Here is a 21,303-nt window from a genome sequence, read left to right as displayed (position 1 = left end):
TCCAAAACGCAAATGCCTCCGATGAAACCGGAGGCATTTTGATGACCCCACGTTAAGGGGTCCCGTTTGGACGAAAATCACCCCTCAAACAGGGTCCTCATTCCACGAAAAATCACACCCTCAAACATTCCGGAGATGGTCTTGGCGGCCTCTGCCATGGCCTTCATCGATGCCTGTCGCTCGGCGACGAGCGGAGCCACGGCCGTGCTCGCGAGTGCCATTCCCGCGGCGCTCCCGACCACGACAAGAACTGCTGCAATGACGGGCGCGCGACTCACTGGGGCGTACCGCTTCCCGCAAGGCCGTCGATGATCGGGCAGTCCGGGCGCTCGTCGCCGTTGCAGGCCCGCACGAGATGGTTGAGCATTTCGCGCAGGCTCGCCAGTTCCGCGATCTTGCGGTCGATCTCGGCAAGTTTGACCTCGGCGATCGCCTTCACGTCGGCGCTCTCGCGTTCCTTGTCTCCGTAAAGCGACAGCAGCTGGCGGCATTCCTCGACCGAGAAGCCAAGGCTGCGGGACCTCTGCAGAAAGCGAAGCCGATGCACGTCCGACATCGAATAGTCGCGATACCCATTTCCTGCCCGGTCGGCCTTCAGAAGCCCGATTTCCTCGTAGTAGCGGATGGTCTTCGGCGGCAGACCGGATTTCACGGACGCGGTTCCGATATTCATAGGTTGTCTCCTTGTCACCAAGCAGGAGAGATATAATGCTTCCAGTTACTGGAAGCTCAAGGGCTTTTTTTTGAGGCAGCAGCCGCGCTTCCCTTCGGCATTCGCCTTTCCACTCGTGATCTTCAGGCGGAATATGGCCTTAGCGCAGGCATAAGGCGGCTCCTCGCTGTCCGTAGATATCCTCACGGGCGCTTTGCCCGCGCAAGACTAGAAGCCGCCAGGGGGAAGTTCGGCCCGTCGAAGGCCTCCATGGCGGCGGAGGCTTCAAGGCGTCCGCCGTCATGGAAGCGTTGCATTCACCTCACGGGCCTGCCGACAACGCACGGCGGGGGCAAGAGGCGATCACGTCGGAAGGTCATCGCACCTCAGCAACCGCATCCCTGCAGGATTCCGCACAGCGCATGCATTCGTCGGCGCAGACGCGGCAGTGTTCGTGCATGTCGGCGTGCCTCCGGCACTCGTCGCCGCACGCACGGCAAGCCTGCTCGCATGCCAGCATGACGGCGCGCAGGACCGGGACGTTAGAACCCGTCCTGCGGGATGCCATCGAGCCGGTCGCCGCACAGACATCGGCACAGTCCAAGTTCAGCCGGATGCACTGCTTCAGCGTGTCAACGGAGGGTTCGGCCAGGCAGGCATCGGCGCATGAAGTGCACGTCTGCGCGCAGGAATAGCAATCCTCGATGCAGCGGAGCAGCTTCTCCGCGACGTTGCCCTGAACCTCAGGGTGGGAAGTGATCATCTCATGGACATGCATGGTGGACTCCTATGTCTTGAATAAGTTCGGAGACTGCGGACGCGGCAGGACGCGGCCTGCCGAACCCGGACCCGTTCCGGCAAAAGCCAACCGGCGCTGGCTGGAGGAGCGGCAGGCTGGCCGCTCCTCGTCTCCATGTTCATTGCTTTGCGTGTTCCTCGACCCAGGCAGTCATCTCGGCGATTTCCTTCTTCTGGGCATCGATGATCGCTTGGGCCATCTTCTTGGATTCGTCGTCCTTGCCCATCTCGAGTTCAACCTCCGCCATGGCAATCGCGCCTTGATGGTGAGCGATCATTCCGCAGTTGAAGGCGAGATCAGGATCCTTGATCATGACGGCGCGCATCATTGGATCATGCATCTTCATCATGGATCGCATGTTGGCTTTCTGAACCTCGTCCATGTCGGCCATCATGCCCTGCATCATGGTGTCCATCTGGGACATGTCCATTTTGCCGCCCTGTGTCGGCGCATCCTGGCAGGCTGCAGGCAGGTCGACCTTCTCGCTTTCCTGGGCCAGCGCTGGCGACATCAGCAGGAACGAGAAAGCGGCAACAGCAACGATCTTGCTCATCTCGATTCTCCTTTGTGATCGGTTCGGGTCCATTTCGACTGATCAGGCTTTGGGCGGGCGCGGAAGCGTTGGCGGCATGAGGCCTTCCAGCAACAGCGAGAGGGGCGGCCGAAAGCCGAGAGGAAGGTGACGTGGATGGAGGCCCGGGGCTTCGGTAGCCATCAAGACGATGCAGCCTCCGTCACAGTGGAATATATCGCCGGGATGCGCGTGCTCGTCCGCGCCGGGCTGAACCTGCTCCATGCGCGCTTCCTGGCGGCTTTGTACGTCTGCCGAGTGAAAATGAATGCTCGGCCGTTCTGGCATGGCGCTTGCAAACACGTTCAGCGGCACCATGGCGCAGAACGCGAAGAAGGCCAGAAACTTCACAGCTAAAGGCATCGTCCGCCCTCCATCACGAGAGTCCAGCTGAAGGTAGGGCGATGCAGCCGCATGGCCACCCGGGCGGTACCGTTGGGCCCCCAAAGCCAGCTGCCTTCAAACGCCGCCGCAAGACAGCTGAAACTTCAACTAGAAGCCGCCACGAGCCGAACCACGGCGACCGCCTTAGGCAGCCGCCAGCCCTTGACGATCCCGTAGACGGCGGGGATCACGACCAACGTCAGAACGGTCGAGGAGATCATCCCCCCGATCATCGGCACGGCGATGCGCTGCATGACCTCCGAGCCTGTGCCTGTGCTCCACAGGATCGGCAGCAGACCCGCCGTGATGGCGACGACCGTCATCATTTTCGGCCGCACCCGCTCAACCGCGCCGACCATGATGGCTGCATGGAGGTCATCCAGTGTCAGGTCCCGTTTATCTGCCGCGGCTTTGACCTCCGACCACGCATGGTCGAGATAGATCAGCATGATCACGCCTGTCTCGGCGGCCACGCCCGCGAGCGCGATGAAGCCGACCGCGACCGCGACGGACATGTTGAAGCCGAGCCACCACATCAGCCAGATGCCGCCGACCAGGGCGAAGGGCAGCGACAGCATGACTATCAGCGTTTCGGTCAGCGCCCGGAAGTTCAGGTAGAGGAGCAGGAAGATCAGCGCGAGCGTCAGCGGCACGACGATCTTCAGGCGTTCGATGGCCCGCTCGAGATACTCGAACTGTCCGCTCCAGGCGACGGAGTAGCCCGGCGGCAGGTCGACCCCGCTCGCGACCGCGGCTTGCGCGTCGGCGACATAGCCGCCGAGATCTCGGCCCGCGATGTCGACGAAGATATAGACGGCAAGCTGGCCATTCTCGGTGCGGATCGAGGTCGCGCCCCGCGTGAGTTCGACCTTGGCCACTTCTCCGAGCGGCACGAAGCCGCCGCCGGGCAGCGCGACCTGCACCTCCCTGGCTATGGCCTGCGGGTCGCTGCGCATGGCGCGCGGATAGCGGATCGACACGCCATAGCGTTCCCGGCCCTCGACCGTAGAGGTGACCACCTCGGCGCCCAAAGCCGTCGAGATCACGTCCTGTACGTCGCCGACCGACAGGCCATAGCGGCCGAGCGCGGCGCGGTCGGGAACAATGTCGAGATAGTAGCCGCCGATGACCCGCTCGGCATAGGCACTGGACGTTCCCGGAACGGCCCTGAGCACCGCCTCGATCTGCCGCGCAACGCTCTCCATTTCCGCAAGATCGGTACCGTAGACCTTGACCCCGACGGGCGTACGGATGCCCGTCGATAGCATGTCGATGCGGGCGCGGATCGGCATCGTCCACGCGTTGGAAACTCCCGGGAACTGCAGCGCCGCGTCCATCTCCGCCTTGAGGCTCTCCACGGTCACGCCCGGCCGCCATTCTGGTTTCGGCTTCAGGGTGATGATCGTCTCGAACATCTCGGTCGGTGCTGGATCCGTGGCCGTCTGTGCCCGCCCTGCCTTGCCGAAGACGGATTCCACCTCGGGAAAGGACTTGATGATCCGGTCCTGCATCTGCATCAATTCGGCCGCCTTGGTGACCGATATTCCGGGCAACGTGGTCGGCATGTACATCAGCGTCCCCTCGTCGAGGTTCGGCATGAATTCGCTGCCGAGCTGGCGCACGGGCCACACGGTGACGGCAAGGGCGGCGATCGCGAGGAGGATGGTGAACGTCTTCGCCGTAAGAACCCTGGCGATGATCGGGCGGTAAAGGCCGATCAGAAGCCTGTTGATCGGGTTCTTGTGCTCCGGGATGATCCGGCCGCGCACGAACACGACCATCAGGGCGGGCACAAGCGTGACTGAAAGAAGCGCCGCCGCAGCCATGGCGAAGGTCTTGGTGAAGGCGAGCGGCCCAAACAGGCGGCCCTCCTGGCTTTCGAGCGTAAAGATCGGCAGGAACGAGACGGTGATGATGAGCAGGCTGAAGAACAGCGCTGGACCCACTTCCGCCGCCGCCTCGACCAGAATCTGGATGCGGGGTTTGTCCGGGCTGGCGCGCTCAAGATGTTTGTGCGCGTTCTCGATCATGACGATCGCAGCGTCGATCATCGCGCCGATGGCGATAGCGATGCCGCCAAGGCTCATGATGTTGGAGCCGATGCCGAGAAGTTTCATCGCGACGAAGGCCACCAGGATGCCGACAGGCAGCATGATGATGGCGACCAGCGCGCTTCTGACGTGAAGCAGGAAGACAACGGTAACAAGCGCCACCACGATGCTCTCCTCGACCAGCGTCGACTTCAGCGTCTCGATCGCCGCCTCGATGAGCTTGGAGCGGTCGTAGACGGGCACGATTTCGGTGCCCTCGGGCAGGCTGGTCTCGATCCCGGCGAGAGCCTTCTTGGCGTTCTCGATGACCGTCAATGCGTTTGCGCCGACGCGCTGCAGCACGATGCCGCTGGCGACCTCGCCCTCGCCGTTCAGTTCGGCGATGCCGCGTCGTTCGTCAGGGACGACCTCAACCCTGGCGACATCCGCTAGTCTGAGCGGCACGCCGCCGACGGACTTGAGCGCGATGTTCTCGATGTCGGCGACGCTCTTCAGGTAGCCACGCCCCCGCACCATGAACTCGAATTCGGAGATTTCGACCGTGCGCCCGCCAGTGTCCATGTTGCTGGCCCGGACCGCTTCACTGACCTCGGACAGCGTCACGCCTTGGGCGCGCATCCGGTCAGGGTCCACCACGATGGAATACTGCTTGACGAACCCGCCGACGCTCGCCACCTCCGACACGCCCTCGGCCTTCGAGGCGGCGAAGCGCACGACCCAGTCCTGCAGCGACCGCAGTTCCGCCAGCGACAGCTCCTTGGCCACGACCGCATACTGGTAGACCCAGCCGACGCCGGTCGCGTCCGGGCCGAGCGCCGGGGAAACGCCGCCCGGCAGCCGGCTGGCGGCGGCGTTCAGATATTCGAGCACGCGGCTGCGCGCCCAATAGGGATCGACGCCGTCCTCGAAGATCACATAGACGAAGGAGACGCCGAAGAAGGAGAAGCCCCGGACCACCTTGGACCGCGGCACTGTCAGCATGGCGGTCGTCAGCGGATAGGTGACCTGGTCCTCCACCACTTGCGGGGCCTGGCCGGGATAATCGGTGAAGACGATGACCTGGACGTCCGAGAGGTCCGGGATCGCGTCCAGTGGCAATGTCTTCAGCGCGTATGCCCCTGCGCCGACCGCCAGCGCCGCGGCGAAGAAGACGAGGACGAGGTTGCGCGCCGACCAGGCGATGAGCTTGGCGATCATGGCTGCGCCTCCGTCGGGACGAACGCGCTCAGCGCCGCCTTCAGGTTGCTTTCGGCATCGATCAGGAAGTTTGCCGAGACAACGACCCGCTCGCCCTCGCTCACGCCCGTGAGGATCTCGGTCATCTCTTCGCCGCGCATGCCGATCTGCACGTCGCGCGGCTCAAAGCGGCCTTCGCCCTTGTCCACGATCACGACCTGGCGATCGCCCGTATCGATCACGGCGCTCTCCGGCACGGTCACGACAGGTGCTGCGCCGCCCGTCAGGATCTCCACTTCGGCGTACATGTTGGCGAGCAGGCGGCCATCCGGATTGGGCATTTCGATACGGACGCGCGCGGTCCGCGTCTGGCCCTGGATTTCCGGATAGATCAGGCTGACCTTGCCGTTGAACTCCTGGCCGGGCAGGCTCCTGACCCGCACGACCGCAGGGTCGCCGGGGCGCACGGAACTTAGCCCGTATTCGGGAACGTCAGCGGTCACCCACACATTCGAGATGTCGGCGATCCGGAACAGCGTTTCCCCGGCCTCGGCCATCATCCCGTCGACGGCCATTCTTTCCAGCACCACGCCGCTGCGCGGGGCCGTGAGCGTCACGGAAAGCGGCACCTTCTTCGTCTTCTCGATTTCGGCGACCGCTTCCGCCGGAACATCGAGGTTTTCCAGGCGCTGCAGGCTGCCTGCAGCCGCGGTTTTCCCCTTGCCGCTCTTGAGATCGGCCGCGTAAAGCGCCCCTGCCGCGGCGATCTCCTTCGCGTAGAAGCGCAGGAGCGGCTGGCCTTTCTCGATCCTGTCGCCGGTCGTGATGTCGGCGACCTTCTCGATGAAGGCTTCGGTGCGAATCGCGACGACACTGACCCGGCGCTCGTCCAGCGTAACAGTTCCGGGGATGCGGACCGCGCGCATGACTGCGCTGCTGGTCGCCAGCGCTGTCCTCACGCCCGTTCGCTGCAGCTTCCCGGCCGAAACCTTCACAGTCGAGCCGTCTTCCGCCTCGCCTTCGTAGACGGGCAGGTAGTCCATCCCCATCGAATCCTTCTTGGGGACCGGGGAGGTGTCCGGCAAGCCCATCGGGTTACGGTAGTAGAGGACCTTACGGCTGCCTGCCTCTGACCCGCCGACGGCCGCTTCCTCGTTAGGCGTAGGGACACCGTCGAAGCTCACGTCCTCGCTCGCGCGGACCGCCACGAACTCGCGGCCGTCTTCGGCCCGCTTCGGGGTCGCCGAATAGACCGGATCGCCGTCAGGATGGCGGTAGTAGATGACGGGTTGTGGTGGAGACGCCTCGGCCGCCTCTGCCGCGGGTTCCTGACCGAGCATTCGCGCTATCGCGTACCTGGCCGTCTGCATCGCGGTCTGAAACGAGAGATCGCGCTGGCCGGCCCAGTATCCGCCCGCCCCAGCCCCCGCCGCCACTACGGCGAGGGCCAGGAATGAGCCGAGCTTGCTCATTGGACGGCCTTCAGTTCCAGGCGGCTTTCGACCGTTTCGGTCTCGCCCTGGACCTTGGCCGCGATCGAGAAGCGCCATGCTCCGGCCATCGTCAGATCGGTCCTGAAGCGGTAGATGCCGGGCTGGTCCGACGGCAGTGTCTCGACGGGCGTGGTCATCGACTCCATCCCTTCCGGGGCCATGTCCATCCGGGTGGTGAAGACGACGGCGTCCCCAACGGGTCTGCCGCTGCGCTTGTCGACCAATCTGACGGCGACAACGGCGTCGCTGCCTTGCTTGATCACATGTTCGACGAGCTGGAATTCGTAGTCCTGCGGCTGGGCCTCAGCGGATTGGGAAGCTGCGATGACGGATGCGAGCGCCAGCATCGCGGCGCGAAGAACGAGTTTCGATTTCATGATTTGAAAGTTCCGACTGTCATTGACCGTGCAGGCGCACGGCATCGGCGTGGCGCAGGCCACGCGGCTCCGCTCCGTGCGGATCCATCCGCACGGTCTTTGGCGCAAGAACGCCAGTGACAGTCAGGCTTGGGGCGGTTTGGGCGCGGGTTCCCGGGCAAGCGATGCCCGCACGGTTTGGCCGCGGTTGCCGAATTCGCCGTTCAAAAGAGCGCGGATCGGAAATGAAGGATCAGGAACCGAAACGCCAGCTATCCCGGCGGCGCACAGGACGGCCAGCGGGCAGTCCATGGCGCACTCGGGTGCGACAGGCTGGTCGTCAGGACAGCACGCCATGCCGTCAGGCATCGGCATGGCAGCCGCTGCCATCGCAGGCATCGCCGAGGCGGTACCCACAGGGCTGGCTGCAAGCCCTAACAGAGCCAGCACCAGCAGCAGGCGACTTGCGAATGACCAGCAGCTCATAGACCGAACATGTCATAGCTCATTGCCCGTGACTACCCGCTTCAGCTGAATGTGATGAAAGAGATTTCGCCCGCGCGCTGGAACTTCGTGGGTCAAGCCTCCGGCTGCGGGCGGATGCTTGACCCAACACTCCGAAGAGGAGGCAATATTGGATGTCGACGGGCAGCCTATGTAAACGGTCCCGATTTCCGCCCCGATGTCTGAATGCGGGCCCTCGGAATCCGAATGCACATATTTTGGATCCCACAGTCGGGACCAGTCCGTCGCCGTTGCAAGAAGCAACACTACTGCGCAGTAAATCACAGCGCCCGCGCCTAATTCCGTAGCCTCCCATTCCAATGGTTGCGAGACGGGACGGCTGCGGACGCCGCCCCGTTCCTGCTGTTCGCTTACTTTATTTCGGTGACGGTGATGCGCCCGTTCACGCGTTCCGCGACGAACTCGATCGCCTGCCCTTCGCTGACTTCATCCAGCATTGCATCGTCAGCAACCACGAACACCATCGTCATGGCGGGCATGTCGAGGTTGGTCAGTTCCTCGTGCTTGATGGTGATCTTTTTCTGTTTGGTGTCGACCTTGGTGACCTTACCCTTGGTGTATTCGGCAGCCAAGGTACCCGACGCGAGCCCGAACACGGCGAGGCCGATAACCGCGACTTTGGCAAAAGCATTCATCTCATAAGTCCTTTTCTCGGTTGAGTGTGGTTTCAGTTTCTTGCGACCTTAAGGCTGCCCTTCATGCCGGAGTCGTAATGTCCCGGCACGAGGCAGGCGAAGCCGAAATCGCCTGCCTTCGCGAAAGTCCATATGATCTCGCCGGTCTCTCCAGGCGCCAGCCTGATCGAGTTCGGATCCGCGTGTTCCATTTCGGGGAACTTCTCCATCAACGCCTTGTGCTCCATGATGCCCTCATGGACATCCATGACGAACTCATGGTCGATCTCGCCCTTGTTGGTGAACTTCAGGCGGATCGTGTCGCCCTCCTTGATCGACAGCGACGCAGGTTCGAAAACCATGCCGCCGTCCGGCTTTTCGCGCATGCCGATTTCCACGGTGCGCTTCACTTCCGATTTTTCGCCCGGCTTGCCTATTTCCATCATTGCGGCCTCTCCATGGCCGCCGCTGTGGCTCCCTCCTGCCGAGGCGAAGGAGGGAACCACAGCGGCAAGGAAGGCTGCTATCATCAATCGTTTCATGCTCATCTCTCTTCAGTTGTTTGTGAGTAGAGTACCTGAGGTCATCCCTGTTTTCCGTGGCTGCCGTGCGGGGTTGCAGGAGCCATCGTTTTTGCGTCGCCTGACTTTGCGGGGGCGGGAACGTCCCCTTTCCACTCGTAGGCGACGGTTCCTTCCGGATGCTGGAACCATCCAGGATCCGCGTAGTCGGCCGCCGACAGGCCCTCGCGGACCTTGACGACCGAGAACATGCCGCCCATCTCGATGGGCCCGAACTGGCCCCAGCCAGTCATCATCGGGATGGTGTTGTCGGGGAGCGGCATCTCCATCTCGCCCATGTCGGCCATGCCGCGGTTGCCCATCGGCATGTATTCGGGCTGCACCTTGCGGATCTTCTCGGCGACCTTGGATTTGTCGACACCAATGAACGTGGGCACGTCATGGCCCATCGCGTTCATGGTGTGGTGCGACTTATGGCAATGGATCGCCCAGTCGCCCTCGTACTTCGCGTCGAATTCGTAAGCCCGCATCGCGCCGACCGGAATGTCGATCGACACCTCGGGCCACCTGGCTTCGGGACGCACCCAGCCGCCGTCGGTGCAGGTGACCTCGAAGTCGTATCCGTGCATGTGGATCGGGTGGTTGGTCATCGTCAGGTTGCCGACCCGAACGCGCACGCGGTCGTTCTTTGACACAACGAGGTGGCTGATCCCAGGAAACACGCGGCTGTTCCAGCACCACATGTTGAAGTCGGTCATTTCCATAACCTTGGGCACATAGGTACCCGGATCGATGTCGTACGCGTTGAGGAGAAAGACGAAGTCGCGGTCGACAGGCATGAACTTCGGATCCTTGGGATGGATGACGAAAAAACCCATCATCCCCATCGCCATCTGAACCATCTCGTCGGCATGCGGGTGGTACATGAAGGTGCCGCTCTTCACGAGATCGAACTCGTAGACGAAGGTCTTTCCCGACGGGATTCCCGGCTGCGTCAGTCCTGTCACGCCGTCCATGCCGCACGGCAGGATCATGCCGTGCCAGTGGATGGTGGTGTGCTCGGGAAGCTTGTTGGTCACGAAGATACGAACGCGGTCGCCCTCGACTGCCTCGATGGTCGGACCCGGCGACTGTCCGTTGTATCCCCAAAGATATCCGGTCATTCCGGGAGCAAGTTCCCGCTCGACGGGTTCGGCGACCAAGTGGAATTCCTTGACCCCGTTGTTCATCCGGTGCGGCAGCGTCCAGCCGTTGAGGGTGACGACCGGCTGGTAGTCCGGGCCGCTGGTCGGGAAGACCGGCGGCTGCATGTCGGGAGTTTCCATCACGGGAGCGTCCGGCAGGCCCATGGCCGAGGTCTTGGTCCACGCGGTCGCACCCGCCAGAAGCGCGCCGGCGCCGAGAATCTGTCGTCTTGAAAGCATCTCTGTTCTCCTTCTCAGTGGCCAGCGCCGCCGTCTTCGGCGACCGCCTGAGGGGCGCTGCCGCCCGACGAGGCACCGCCGCCGTACACGGCGGTTGCGAGATTGACGTCGGCCAGCCAGAAATTGCGCTTGGCGTTGATGGAAAGCATGATCGAATTCACCTTCGCGCGGGTGTCGGCGAGGAGTTCGAAGGTGTTGGTGATCATGCCGTTGTAGGTGAGAAGGGACTCGTCCTCGATCTTGGTCCGCAAGGGGACGACATTGTTCCGGTAGTGTCGCGCGATCTCTTCCGTCGAGCGGTACGCGTCATAGGCGGACCGTGCCTCCGAGCGGACGTTGACGGCTTTCTCTGCCAGGAGGTTTGCCGCCTGCATGTAGCCGAACTCCGCCTTGCGCATGCGCGCCTTGCCCGTGTCGAAGATCGGGATGACGAACTCCAGCTCAACATTGCCGGATACGGTCGTCTCCGTCTCGCCGTCTTCCTTTTCCTGCTCGATCTCCACGCCCGAAAGGACTTCGAGATCAGTCAGGTAGCGCGTAGCCTCTGTCAGCCCGTAGGATTTTGCCAGCGCCTCAAGCTCCAGCCTGGCGACCTGCAGGTCGACGCGGTTTTTCAGGGCATCGGCTTCGACGGTCCGCTTCGCCTTCGAACCCTTTGGCAAAGCAGGAAGGGCGTTCGGCACCGAATATTCCGTGTCTGAGCCCCAGAGCCCCATAAGGCGTGTGAGCTCCTCCTTGGCGGTGCGTGCGGCAAGCCTCGCTTCCGCGGTCTGGCCCGCCAGTTCGGCATAGAAGACGTGTTCCCGGGCCTGTCCGGTCTTGGTGAGAGCGCCTGTCTCGCCAAGCTTCTGCGCCAGTTCGGAAGCGGCATCCGCGGCTGCCTGCGCCTTGTTCAGGTATGCGACGGTCTCCCAGGCCGAGACCGCGTTGATCCAGGCGCGGCGCGTGTCGGCGGCCAGTTTCAAGGTCTCTTCGGCCGCCCTGAGCTGCGTCTGTCGGAAGCGGGCGTCCGCAACCGCCACCCGCCTCGGTTTCGTGATCAAAGCGAGGATGTTGTTGGCGACGGCGCTCTCGACGGTCCGGCCGATGCCGATCCCGGTCACGCCGACCGATAGCGTCGGGTTGACAGGCATCGTCTCCTGCCAGACATCGGCGGCGGACAGTCCGACCTCCGCGTAAGCGGCCTGGAGGCCCTTGTTGTTAAGCAGGGCGACCTGGACAGCGGTGTCGGGCCCGATCGTCTTCTTCTGCACGAGGTGCTTGACGCGCTCGCCAACTGCGCGGGCCTGTCCGCTTGACTGCACCCACACAGCCTCCTTCCCGGTCACCGAGGCGGTTCGCGCGGCCACGGTGACGAAGCCTGCATAGGGATCGGAAACGCCGTTCGCCGTCGTCGCGCATCCGGCCGCAAGCAGCGGCAGCGAGACGGCCGAGATCGTTTTCAGGAAGCCCCGGATCACGAGCCCGCTCCCTCGTTGCCAGGGGCCAGCCTGTCGTTCAGCTGACGCCAGTTCTTGGGTTCCGTCGGCTCCCGGTGGCGGTAGTCGATCACGGAATGGTGGTGCGCTTCCCGCAGACCCATGATCGGGTCAGCCGGATTGAAGTCTGGAAGCACGTTCGGAGGATTGGTCGCCGTGCAGCCGGCGACAGACAGCGATGCGAGCACCGCGACGCTTGCGAGTTTCATTTATGATCCTGGAGTTTGACGTGTGCGAATGCGTGCGCCGGACAAGGATTCCGGACGCTGCGCGCGGCCGCCTCAACGAGGCGTCGTCAGGCCAGGTGTTCAGGAGGACGAATGAGGGTCGCGTATTCCCCGTAAGGAAAGACCGCTGCCTCGACCGGGGCAAAGCACCGCGCGACTACCCGCTCGATGTCGGGACAGCCTACGGGCACCGCCTGGCAGGGGGCGCAATGAACCTCACAACTCTTGTCAAAACCGTCCGAGCCGTGCGGATGCTGCTTACCGTCTTCGGACGAAGCGGCATGATGCGCCTCATGGCCATTCGTCTCTTGGATCGATTCCGGGTCATCACTGGCCGCAGAGGCTTCGCCGTGGAAGCCCGTAGCGTTCGCCCCCGCAAACATGCCCGGCTGAAGGCACGACATGAACAGGAACGCAAACGCGAGCACCGCGCGAAGCGATCCCATGCGTCGAGTCAAGATTTGTCCAAAGACAGCCATTGCGCTTCTTGGGCCCGTGTTCGCGAAAAATGTCAAGAACCGCAGCCGCCAACTTGCGCGGCTGCAATCAAAAGTGATCGAGCGACAGGCGGCATCGGCACCCCGTCCGGACAGCTCAACGCCTGGAATGTCGGCTTTCTGCCCGACAAGTAATGTTGGCCGTAAGCTGCTGGCCCGAGCATGCACGCCGCCATCGATCCGACCCGGGCGGCCGACCTTCAAGGCGTTCAACTGGCGGGCGCACATCCCGTGTCGGTTCGTCCGGCTGCACGGGTGCGCGCTGCGCCAACGGTGTCAGGCGGGCTTGTTGGCGTATCCAGCGGCCTCCACCGCTTTTGAGATCTTTGCGGGATCCACGGCCGTAACGATCGACACTGTCTTTGACGGCAGGTCCACGGTTACCGACGCGTGGCTGTCCACGCTCTGCACTGCCTTCGTCACCGTTCCCGCGCAATGCCCGCATGTCATGTCAGGGACGTTCAGTTTCAGCATTTCTGTCTCCTTCGTTGTTCGGCACATTGCCAAGAAACGAACATCGGGTTTCCAGCCAGAGGAAGGTCAAACCCGCCATGATCACGGTTTCGTGACCGAGCGCCCGCCTAATGAAAGGGTTGCACGGGTGTTGGACATCCGCGCGTCCATCCCGTCGCCGAGCTTTCGCCCGGGGTCGCATAACGCTCCGATCCAGGCCGATGGCCGGGTCAGTCACGAAAGTTGCATGTCAGAGTCAGCGCAAATATCATCGCCGCGGGCTTTGAGGAGGGGGGAAATGTCGAACAACGGTGAATTGAAGTACGGCGGATTTACGCTTGGACGCATCCACGCGAAGAGCAATCGCAGGAAGGCCGAGGCATATTGGTTGGGTTTTCTGGAAGGCGTTCTCGCCAGCGGATCCATTGAAAGCCTGGAAACCGCTTCGATCAGGGCTGAAGCCGAGCAGTTCCTTCGCCTGTTCGGCGACGAGGACGCGGCCGACCTCATCCAAGACCTGGATACCGCGTATGCCGACTTTCACAACGAGATTTTCGGGGTGATCTCCGGCATCGTCGATTATCGCTCCAAAGCCTTTGCCGCGGAGCGCGATGCGAAGGATACCTGCAACCGTTTCTTCGGTTTTTGCGCCGGGATCGCATGCGATGGCCGCCTCAAAGTCAAGGAGGTCGAGAAACTGATCGGGCGCATCGGTCGAGCTCCTGTTCTCGAGGAAGACCCGAGGATAGTCTCCCTCAGAAGCGTAGCATTAGAGGCCGTCACGGACGGGCACCTTTCTCCTGAGGAAGAGGAAGACATCGGTGAATGGATCGCCCGCCTGGTAGGCGACAGCTGCGCCGATACCGGAATAGCCACCTACGGAAATACGCCCTCGATCGAAGGGGTGCTGCGCGATCCTGGCAAGCTGGTTTTCCGGGATGCGGGGTTCGTGGTGACCGGCGCTTTCAGCATCGGACCCGAAAGGTCATCGAGCGCTGGATTCTCGAACGGGGTGGGACGGTTGCCAAGAGCGTCTCCCGCAGCACCGACTATCTTGTCATTGCCGCGGTTGCCTCCCGGGACTGGCTCCACAGCCATCAGGGGACCAAGATCATCGAAGCGCGCAAGCTCCGGGAGCGAGGGGGCCTTCCGCATTTCGTGGAGGAGATCACCTTCCGAAGGGCTCTGGAAGGAACTGTCTGAAACGGAGAGCCCTCGACATCACCCCCGGTCAACTCCGGCCTTGACAGAAACGGCTCTCGTCTCAGAAGAAGAAGTTTCACCGCACGTCTACCACCCGCCCTTGGTAAGGGGATATCGCGTCCTGTGACGTTGCGTCCATCATCGAAGTCAAGCGGCCAACCTGCGGGCATGCTTCTATTGCGACCGGGGTCCTGAGGTGGCGGTTGCTGCCGAATGGCACGTTCTGGACATGTTGCGGGGCGAGGACTACCTTGTCCCCGATGAGCAAGCTTGCCCGCATCCTCGCAATCGTCTTCCTCGCGGTCTTCGCCGCGAGCACGGCGGCGCAGGTCGGCACTGCCACCGACATGTCCCTGACAACTATGGATAGCGGAATGGCAGATTGCCAGGGTTGTCCCGGCGATGACGCGCAGGCATCGACATGCGACCAGTTCTGCGTGACCGTGCTGGCCGCGATCTGCCTGCCGACCGCAACCGAGCTACCATATGTCGCGGTCATCGATTCTGCGCCACCCGGGGAGCAGTCCGACGGTCGCACCGGGCCGCCTGATCCCTACCCTCCTCGATCCATCGTTTAGCTGTCGGCCACGGCGACATCCGCTTGCGGCCGACCCGCCGATGCCCGGCTACGTCCGCGCGTCACTACGGCTATTCCAGGATGATTGATCATGTCCGATTCCCGCATGCCGACGCTGACGCGTCGCGCCTTCATTGCATCCGGCGCCGCCCTATCGGCGGGCGCGATGCTTCCATTGCAATCCAATGCCCGCGCCGCTGGCGCTCGGGAATTCCGGCTCCGGGCGGAACAGGGCCGCGCCAGGATAGTGCCCGAGCCGTACGGTGACACGTCCGTCTGGTGCTACGACGGCAGCGTCCCCGGCCCTGAACTCCGCGTGAAGCAGGGCGAGCGCCTGCGGATCACCGTGGAGAACGGGCTCGCCGAGGACACCACCGTCCACTGGCATGGCGTGAGGGTTCCCAACGCCATGGACGGCGTGCCGCATCTCACGCAAGCGCCGATCTCAGCCGGCAAGGATTTCGTCTACGAATTCGACGCGGTCGATGCCGGCACCTTCTGGTACCATCCGCACCAGCGCAGCTTCGAGCAGGTCGGCCGCGGGCTCTACGGCGCGCTGATCGTCGAAGAGCCGGAGCCGATCCGGGTCGACCGCGACATCGTCTGGGTGCTTTCGGACTGGCGGCTCACCGAGGCGGCGGACATTCGCGACGACTTCGGCAACATGCACGATGCCATGCATGGCGGCCGCGTCGGCAACGCCGTCACCATCAATGGCCGCATTCCCGAGGCTGTCGCGGTGCGCACGGGCGAGCGCATCAGGCTGCGGTTGATCAACGCCGCCAATGCCCGCATCTTCGGCCTCGACTTTGGAGGTCACGAGCCGATCATCGTGGCACTCGACGGGCAACCCGTCGAGCCACACGCGCCGGACGGCGGGCTGGTCGTGCTCGGGCCCGCGATGCGCGCCGACATCATCCTCGACATGACGGGCAATCCCGGAAGCCGTGTTACCGTGCAGGATCGCTTCTACGAAGGCCTGGAGTACCGGCTGGTCGATCTCGTCTATGCCGATACGTCGGTCAGGGACAAGACGCCGGACTGGCCTATCGCGCTGCCGCCAAACCCCTTGCCGGAGCCAGACCTGGCCACCGCCATTCGGCACGACATCACCTTCAACGGCGGCATGATGGGGGCGATGGTCATGCAGGAGATGGGCGGCAGCATGGGCGAGAGCGAGGGCTCCCCAAATCCCACGGAAGGTATGATGGGCAACATGGGCAAGGACAGCTCAATGGGCGGCATGATGGGCAACATGGGGATGATGATGGACATGATGCACAAGGGCGGCATCTGGTTCATCAACGGCGTCGCGGCCGAAGGCCATGTCATGGAGCCGATGTTCACGCTTGCGCGGGACCGCAGCCATGTCATCGCCATGACCAATGCCACCGCCTGGCACCACCCGATCCATCTGCACGGTCACTCGTTCCGCGTCATTTCGCGCAACGGCCAGCCGACCCGCCACCGCGAATGGCAGGATACGGTCTTGATGGCGCCGCGCGAAAAGGTCGAAATCGCTTTCGTCGCCGACAATCCCGGCGACTGGATGATCCACTGCCACATTCTCGAACATCAGGCCGCCGGCATGATGGGTGTCTTCCGCGTCGCCTGAAGAAAAGGAGAAACGTCAATGCGCAACATTCTGAAACCTGTCGTTCTCGCCTCGCTCCTGCTTGGTTCAGGCGCGGCATTCGCCGATGAGAGCAAGGACGTGACGCTGTACAAGACGCCGCAATGCGGCTGCTGCGAAGGCTATGCCGACTATCTGCGACAGAACGGCTTCACCGTCACCGTAAAGCCGACGCACGATCTTGCCGCCATGAGCCGCGAGGCCGGCATTCCCGACGAATTCCAAGGCTGCCATCTGTCGATGGTCGATGGCTATGTCGTCAGCGGCCATGTGCCCGTCAACACGGTGCGCAAACTGCTTACCGAGCGGCCCGACATCAAGGGGGTGACGCTACCGGGCATGCCCTTGGGCTCGCCGGGCATGAGCGGGGCCAAGGAAGCACCGTTCGAGATGCTGGAGATCACGAAGTCCGGCACCGTGGGCGGGGTCTATGCGAAAGAATAGGACTTTTGCTCAAAACAGCCCTCGGCACTCCTGGCGTTTGCCGAGGGTAGGAAAGGAATGAACCATGATGAACGGTCCCAACGGCATGATGGAAGGAATGACTGGCATGATGTGGGGCATGGGCCTGGTCTGGCTGCTCGCGGTGGTCGTACTCGTGCTCGGGGCAGCGGCCCTGGTCAAATATGTCTTCTTCGCCGGTCGCAGATGAAGGCCACCACGCGGATATTCGGTGCAGGCGTGGCAGCCGCCGCGCTCGGCGGTGCGATAACCGCCTTGGCCTGGGCCTGGCCGTTCGGCACGGGTGACGATGCGTCGTCGGCTTCGACCATCGCGCGCGGCCGCTTGCTCTATGCGCAGCACTGCGCCACCTGCCACGGGGTCAATCTGGAAGGCCAGCCTGACTGGAAAAGCCAGCTCCCCACGGGGCGGATGCCCGCCCCGCCGCACGACGTGTCCGGCCACACCTGGCACCATCCCGACGGCGTGCTCTTCAGGATCACGAAGGAAGGTCCCGCCGCTGTGGTTGGCGGGGGCTACAAAAGCGACATGCCGGGTTTCGGGGAGGTGCTGGGCGACGAGGAAATCCGCGCCGTCCTCGCCTTCATCAGGAGCACGTGGCCGGACCGAGAGCGCGCCTACCAGGCGGAGATGAGCCGACGGGAGAAGGAGAAGACACCATGAACGATCCTGTCCACGCGACACCTCGTTGCCGTGGCCAGATAGGAGGTCATAAGGTCCGCGCGACCATCCGAGCGTTTTAACGATAGCTGGCAACAACTTCCGTCTTCCCGTCCCGCTTGACGAGATGACGTGGTAGGATAGGCAGCCGCCTCAGCCGCGCCCATACCCGGGTAGCCGTTGGCACGTCGGGCCCTTACGCCGATCGCATCCGGGCGCGCGGCCAGCAGGCGCTTAACGTCCCAAGGATGCGCGGTGGCATCCGGGCGCTGTCCGGCCATTCCCTTTGCGGTCACCAGCATTGACGAGAATCAAGCTGCAGCGAACCATTTACCTTGCCGTCGGCCGAAATGGGCGCCGATCTCGTCCACGGTCACGGAAGCCTGGCTGTCCCGCTCTGGCTACCCTGGATTTTGACGCGCAAATCCGGGCAAAAATAGATGTTGACCTTCCGGACACTGGAACCTCTAGAACTCGACCATACTGCAAAGCGATAGAGGAACAGCTCAAAATGAACGCTCACAGCGGATGGCCTCGACCAGGAACCAACAACGACGTGCGGCAGAGTATCGGCATCGAAGGAATGACCTGCGCCTCTTGCGTGCGCCGCGTTGAACTCGCGATCGGCAAGGTGCCGGGCGTGAAGGCAGCTTTTGTCAATCTGGCAACCGAATCCGCCGACGTGACGTTCGACGGAGTTGCCGATCAGGCCGCGATCATCGCCGCGATCAGCTCCGCCGGATATCACGTCCCGACAGAGGCGGCCGAGGTCGAGATCGAAGGCATGACCTGCGCCTCGTGCGTCAGACGTGTCGAACAGGCGCTTGCGGCGGTTCCGGGTGTGCTCAAGGCCTCGGTCAATCTTGCAACCGAGCGTGCCACCATCGAAGCGATTTCGGGAGCTGTCGCACCTTCTGCCATCGAGGCGGCCATCAGGCAGGCCGGATACGAGCCGCGCCGGGCGGCGGCCTCCGTCGGCGGCTCCGAAGCGAGGCAGGAGGCCAAGGACAAGGAACTGCGCCTGCTCAAGCGGGATGTATCGGTCGCGGCGATCCTGACGCTGCCGATATTCCTCCTTGAGATGGGTTCGCACGCGATTCCCGCCTTTCATCATTGGCTTCTGATGAACATCGGCCAGCGGCCGCTCTTTCTGGCCTTCTTCGTGCTGGCCACCATCGTGCAGTTCGGCCCGGGCATGCGGTTCTACCGGAAGGGCATCCCTGCCCTCTTGCGACTCGCTCCCGAGATGAACTCGCTTGTCATCCTCGGCTCGACCGCCGCCTGGGGCTACTCCGTCGTCGCGACGTTCGCGCCGTCGGTGCTGCCTGCTGGCACCGCCAACGTCTATTACGAGGCCTCGGCGGTGATCATCACCCTCATTCTCCTCGGTCGCTTTCTCGAAGCAAAGGCAAAGGGCCGCACCAGCGAAGCCATCAAGCGGCTGATCGGGCTGCAGGCAAAAACCGCCCGTGTCCAGCACAATGGCGAGTTCCTCGATGTTTTGCTTGAAGAAGTGCGCGTTGGCGACGTGCTGCAGGTTCGACCGGGCGACAAGGTTCCCGTCGACGGCGAGGTTCTCGGCGGCTCGTCCTATGTCGACGAGTCCATGATTTCGGGCGAGCCTGTTCCCGTCATCAAGAGCGAGGGTTCGCAAGTCGTCGGCGGCACCATCAACAAGACGGGCAGCTTCACCTACCGCGCGACCAAGGTGGGCGCGGACACGCTCCTTGCCCAGATCATAAGGATGGTCGAAGCCGCACAGGGCTCGAAGCTGCCGATCCAGGCAATGGTCGACAAGGTCACCGCGTGGTTCGTGCCGACGGTCATGGCCGCCGCGGCGCTGACTTTCCTGACCTGGCTATTCTTCGGCCCGCAGCCCGCCCTCGCCTTCGCGCTGGTCAACGCGGTCGCCGTTCTCATCATAGCCTGCCCATGCGCCATGGGCCTCGCGACTCCGACCTCGATCATGGTCGGCACCGGCCGCGCCGCCGAACTGGGCATCCTGTTCCGCAACGGCGAAGCGCTCCAGACGCTCAAGGGCATCGATGTCGTGGTGCTCGACAAGACCGGGACGCTGACCGCCGGACGCCCGGAACTGACCGACCTGGTAGTAGCGGAAGGCTTCGACCGTGATCGGGTGTTGTCGCTGGTGGCCTCCGTCGAGGTGCATTCCGAGCATCCGGTTGCCGCGGCCATCGTTGCCACCGCGAAGGCGAACGGCCTGCCACTGCACGCGATCGAAGGATTTGACGCGGTGCCCGGCTTCGGCGTGAAGGCGCGCTCCGGCGGACACGAAATCGCCATCGGCGCGGACCGCTACATGGCGCAGCTCGGCATAGAGGTGGAGAGCTTCTCCGAACAAGCCACCGAGTTCGGCCGGAAGGCCAGGACTCCGCTCTATGCCGCGATCGATGGCCGGCTCGCCGCCATGATCGCGGTGTCCGATCCGGTCAAGCCGACGACGCCTCAGGCGATCCGCGCTCTGCACGCGCTCGGGCTGAAGATTGCGATGATCACAGGAGACAACCGCCGGACGGCGGAAGCCATCGCGGCCGAGCTCGGCATCGACGAGGTCGTCGCCGAGGTCCTGCCTGACGGCAAGGTCGACGCGGTCAAGCGCCTGCGCGACGGCGGACGCGTGGTCAGCTTCGTCGGAGACGGCATCAATGATGCCCCCGCGCTCGCCGAAGCGGACGTGGGCCTGGCGATCGGCACCGGGACCGACGTGGCGATCGAGAGCGCCGACGTGGTCCTGATGTCGGGTGATCTCCTGGGTGTCGCGAACGCGATCGCACTGTCGAAGGCGACGATCCGGAACATCCGGCAGAACCTGTTCTGGGCCTTCGCCTACAACGCCAGCCTGATCCCGGTCGCCGCCGGCGCGCTCTATACCTTCGGAGGCACGCTGTTGTCGCCGATGCTGGCCGCCGGAGCGATGGCGTTGTCGAGCGTCTTCGTGCTCGCAAACGCCCTGCGCCTGAAGCGATTCCAGGCTCCCTTGGGGGCTACCACCCCCACGGCGGCTGCGAAGACGGCAGCCGCATAGGATACCTAAGCTACCCGGGGGCCGCCCCCCGCTACGGGGATCCGCGATCCATGAATGACCTTGCAAGCCTCGGCGGGCTCTTTGGGGCCGCTTTCGTCGCGGCGACTATCCTTCCGGCGCAGTCCGAAGCAGTGCTTGTCGGCTTGCTCGTGGCCGACACGCATTCCACGCTCCTCCTGGTTGCCGTGGCGAGCGTCGGGAACGTCCTCGGGGCAGTAGTGAACTGGGCGCTCGGTCGTGCCGTGGATCGCCTCCGTGACAGGAAATGGTTTCCGGCTGGACCTGCAGCACTCGAACGGGCGAGCCGCTGGTACCGCCGCTGGGGCAGGTGGAGCCTCCTGTTCAGCTGGGCTCCCTTCGTTGGCGACGCACTGACGGTCGCGGCAGGAGTGCTGCGCGAGCCACTCTGGAGCTTTCTCGCCCTGGTTACGGTGGCGAAGACTGTCCGCTATGCAGCCGTGGCTGCCGCGACAGTGGGGATTCTTGGTTGACGCGCGAGGC

The 21,303-nt window shown here is 63.4% G+C and carries 22 protein-coding genes; 8 read left to right on the top strand and 14 right to left on the bottom strand.

Annotated features, from left to right (window positions below):
* Positions 1-274 precede the first annotated feature (274 nt).
* The 14 genes from cueR to EET67_RS22295 form a co-directional block, all read right to left on the bottom strand.
* Complete coding sequence (cueR, locus tag EET67_RS22360) at positions 275-673, bottom strand: Cu(I)-responsive transcriptional regulator (RefSeq protein ID WP_128628439.1); 399 nt, start codon at positions 671-673, stop codon at positions 275-277.
* A 355-nt stretch (positions 674-1,028) separates the two neighbouring features.
* Positions 1,029-1,430 (bottom strand): four-helix bundle copper-binding protein, encoded by a 402-nt coding sequence (locus EET67_RS22355; RefSeq protein WP_128628438.1) that lies wholly within the window; start codon positions 1,428-1,430, stop codon positions 1,029-1,031.
* A gap of 139 nt (positions 1,431-1,569) precedes the next feature.
* A complete protein-coding gene (gene copM, locus EET67_RS22350; RefSeq protein ID WP_128628437.1) occupies positions 1,570-2,004 on the bottom strand; it encodes a CopM family metallochaperone in 435 nt (144 codons plus the stop codon).
* A 42-nt stretch (positions 2,005-2,046) separates the two neighbouring features.
* Complete coding sequence (locus EET67_RS22345) at positions 2,047-2,373, bottom strand: hypothetical protein (protein ID WP_128628436.1); 327 nt, start codon at positions 2,371-2,373, stop codon at positions 2,047-2,049.
* A gap of 137 nt (positions 2,374-2,510) precedes the next feature.
* On the bottom strand, positions 2,511-5,654 hold the full coding sequence (locus tag EET67_RS22340) for an efflux RND transporter permease subunit (protein WP_128628435.1): 3,144 nt from the start codon (positions 5,652-5,654) through the stop codon (positions 2,511-2,513).
* Positions 5,651-7,105: an efflux RND transporter periplasmic adaptor subunit gene (locus tag EET67_RS22335; protein ID WP_128628434.1), complete on the bottom strand. Its 1,455-nt coding sequence runs from the start codon at positions 7,103-7,105 to the stop codon at positions 5,651-5,653. Before EET67_RS22335 ends, EET67_RS22340 begins: the two co-directional genes overlap by 4 nt.
* Complete coding sequence (locus EET67_RS22330) at positions 7,102-7,503, bottom strand: FixH family protein (RefSeq protein ID WP_128628433.1); 402 nt, start codon at positions 7,501-7,503, stop codon at positions 7,102-7,104. Before EET67_RS22330 ends, EET67_RS22335 begins: the two co-directional genes overlap by 4 nt.
* 854 nt (positions 7,504-8,357) lie before the next feature.
* Positions 8,358-8,642 (bottom strand): copper-binding protein, encoded by a 285-nt coding sequence (locus tag EET67_RS22325; RefSeq protein ID WP_128628432.1) that lies wholly within the window; start codon positions 8,640-8,642, stop codon positions 8,358-8,360.
* A gap of 32 nt (positions 8,643-8,674) precedes the next feature.
* Positions 8,675-9,163 carry a cupredoxin domain-containing protein gene (locus EET67_RS22320; RefSeq protein WP_128628431.1) on the bottom strand — a complete coding sequence of 163 codons (489 nt, stop codon included), beginning with the start codon at positions 9,161-9,163 and terminating at the stop codon, positions 8,675-8,677.
* A 41-nt stretch (positions 9,164-9,204) separates the two neighbouring features.
* Complete coding sequence (locus EET67_RS22315) at positions 9,205-10,566, bottom strand: multicopper oxidase family protein (RefSeq protein ID WP_128628430.1); 1,362 nt, start codon at positions 10,564-10,566, stop codon at positions 9,205-9,207.
* A 14-nt stretch (positions 10,567-10,580) separates the two neighbouring features.
* Positions 10,581-12,026 (bottom strand): TolC family protein, encoded by a 1,446-nt coding sequence (locus EET67_RS22310; protein ID WP_128628429.1) that lies wholly within the window; start codon positions 12,024-12,026, stop codon positions 10,581-10,583.
* A complete protein-coding gene (locus EET67_RS22305; protein ID WP_128628428.1) occupies positions 12,023-12,253 on the bottom strand; it encodes a hypothetical protein in 231 nt (76 codons plus the stop codon). The genes EET67_RS22310 and EET67_RS22305 overlap by 4 nt, the downstream gene beginning before the upstream one ends.
* A gap of 86 nt (positions 12,254-12,339) precedes the next feature.
* Positions 12,340-12,981, bottom strand: coding sequence for a hypothetical protein (locus EET67_RS22300; RefSeq protein ID WP_128628427.1), 642 nt, complete (start codon positions 12,979-12,981; stop codon positions 12,340-12,342).
* A gap of 63 nt (positions 12,982-13,044) precedes the next feature.
* Positions 13,045-13,242, bottom strand: a complete 198-nt coding sequence (locus tag EET67_RS22295) for a heavy-metal-associated domain-containing protein (protein ID WP_128628426.1) — start codon at positions 13,240-13,242, stop codon at positions 13,045-13,047.
* Positions 13,243-13,519: 277 nt separating this feature from the next.
* On the opposite strand from EET67_RS22295, the gene EET67_RS22290 reads away from it, so the two are divergent.
* From EET67_RS22290 to EET67_RS22260, 8 genes are all read left to right on the top strand, one after another.
* Positions 13,520-14,551 (top strand): hypothetical protein, encoded by a 1,032-nt coding sequence (locus EET67_RS22290; protein ID WP_128628425.1) that lies wholly within the window; start codon positions 13,520-13,522, stop codon positions 14,549-14,551.
* A gap of 133 nt (positions 14,552-14,684) precedes the next feature.
* Positions 14,685-15,002: a hypothetical protein gene (locus EET67_RS22285; protein ID WP_128628424.1), complete on the top strand. Its 318-nt coding sequence runs from the start codon at positions 14,685-14,687 to the stop codon at positions 15,000-15,002.
* A 90-nt stretch (positions 15,003-15,092) separates the two neighbouring features.
* Positions 15,093-16,616 (top strand): multicopper oxidase family protein, encoded by a 1,524-nt coding sequence (locus tag EET67_RS22280; protein ID WP_128628423.1) that lies wholly within the window; start codon positions 15,093-15,095, stop codon positions 16,614-16,616.
* 18 nt (positions 16,617-16,634) lie between these two features.
* Positions 16,635-17,078, top strand: coding sequence for a DUF411 domain-containing protein (locus EET67_RS22275; protein WP_128628422.1), 444 nt, complete (start codon positions 16,635-16,637; stop codon positions 17,076-17,078).
* A gap of 64 nt (positions 17,079-17,142) precedes the next feature.
* Positions 17,143-17,286, top strand: a complete 144-nt coding sequence (locus tag EET67_RS25725; protein WP_165899998.1) for a hypothetical protein — start codon at positions 17,143-17,145, stop codon at positions 17,284-17,286.
* On the top strand, positions 17,283-17,759 hold the full coding sequence (locus tag EET67_RS22270) for a c-type cytochrome (RefSeq protein ID WP_128628421.1): 477 nt from the start codon (positions 17,283-17,285) through the stop codon (positions 17,757-17,759). The genes EET67_RS25725 and EET67_RS22270 overlap by 4 nt, the downstream gene beginning before the upstream one ends.
* 508 nt (positions 17,760-18,267) lie before the next feature.
* On the top strand, positions 18,268-20,802 hold the full coding sequence (locus EET67_RS22265; RefSeq protein WP_128628420.1) for a heavy metal translocating P-type ATPase: 2,535 nt from the start codon (positions 18,268-18,270) through the stop codon (positions 20,800-20,802).
* Between the two features lie 50 nt (positions 20,803-20,852).
* Positions 20,853-21,293: a YqaA family protein gene (locus EET67_RS22260; RefSeq protein WP_128628419.1), complete on the top strand. Its 441-nt coding sequence runs from the start codon at positions 20,853-20,855 to the stop codon at positions 21,291-21,293.
* Positions 21,294-21,303: the final 10 nt, after the last annotated feature.

Source organism: Borborobacter arsenicus (assembly GCF_003934165.1).
Classification (GTDB): domain Bacteria; phylum Pseudomonadota; class Alphaproteobacteria; order Rhizobiales; family Rhizobiaceae; genus Pseudaminobacter; species Pseudaminobacter arsenicus.
The sequence above is the reverse complement of the archived record's forward strand: the minus strand, read 5'-3'. Positions and strand labels throughout refer to the sequence as shown.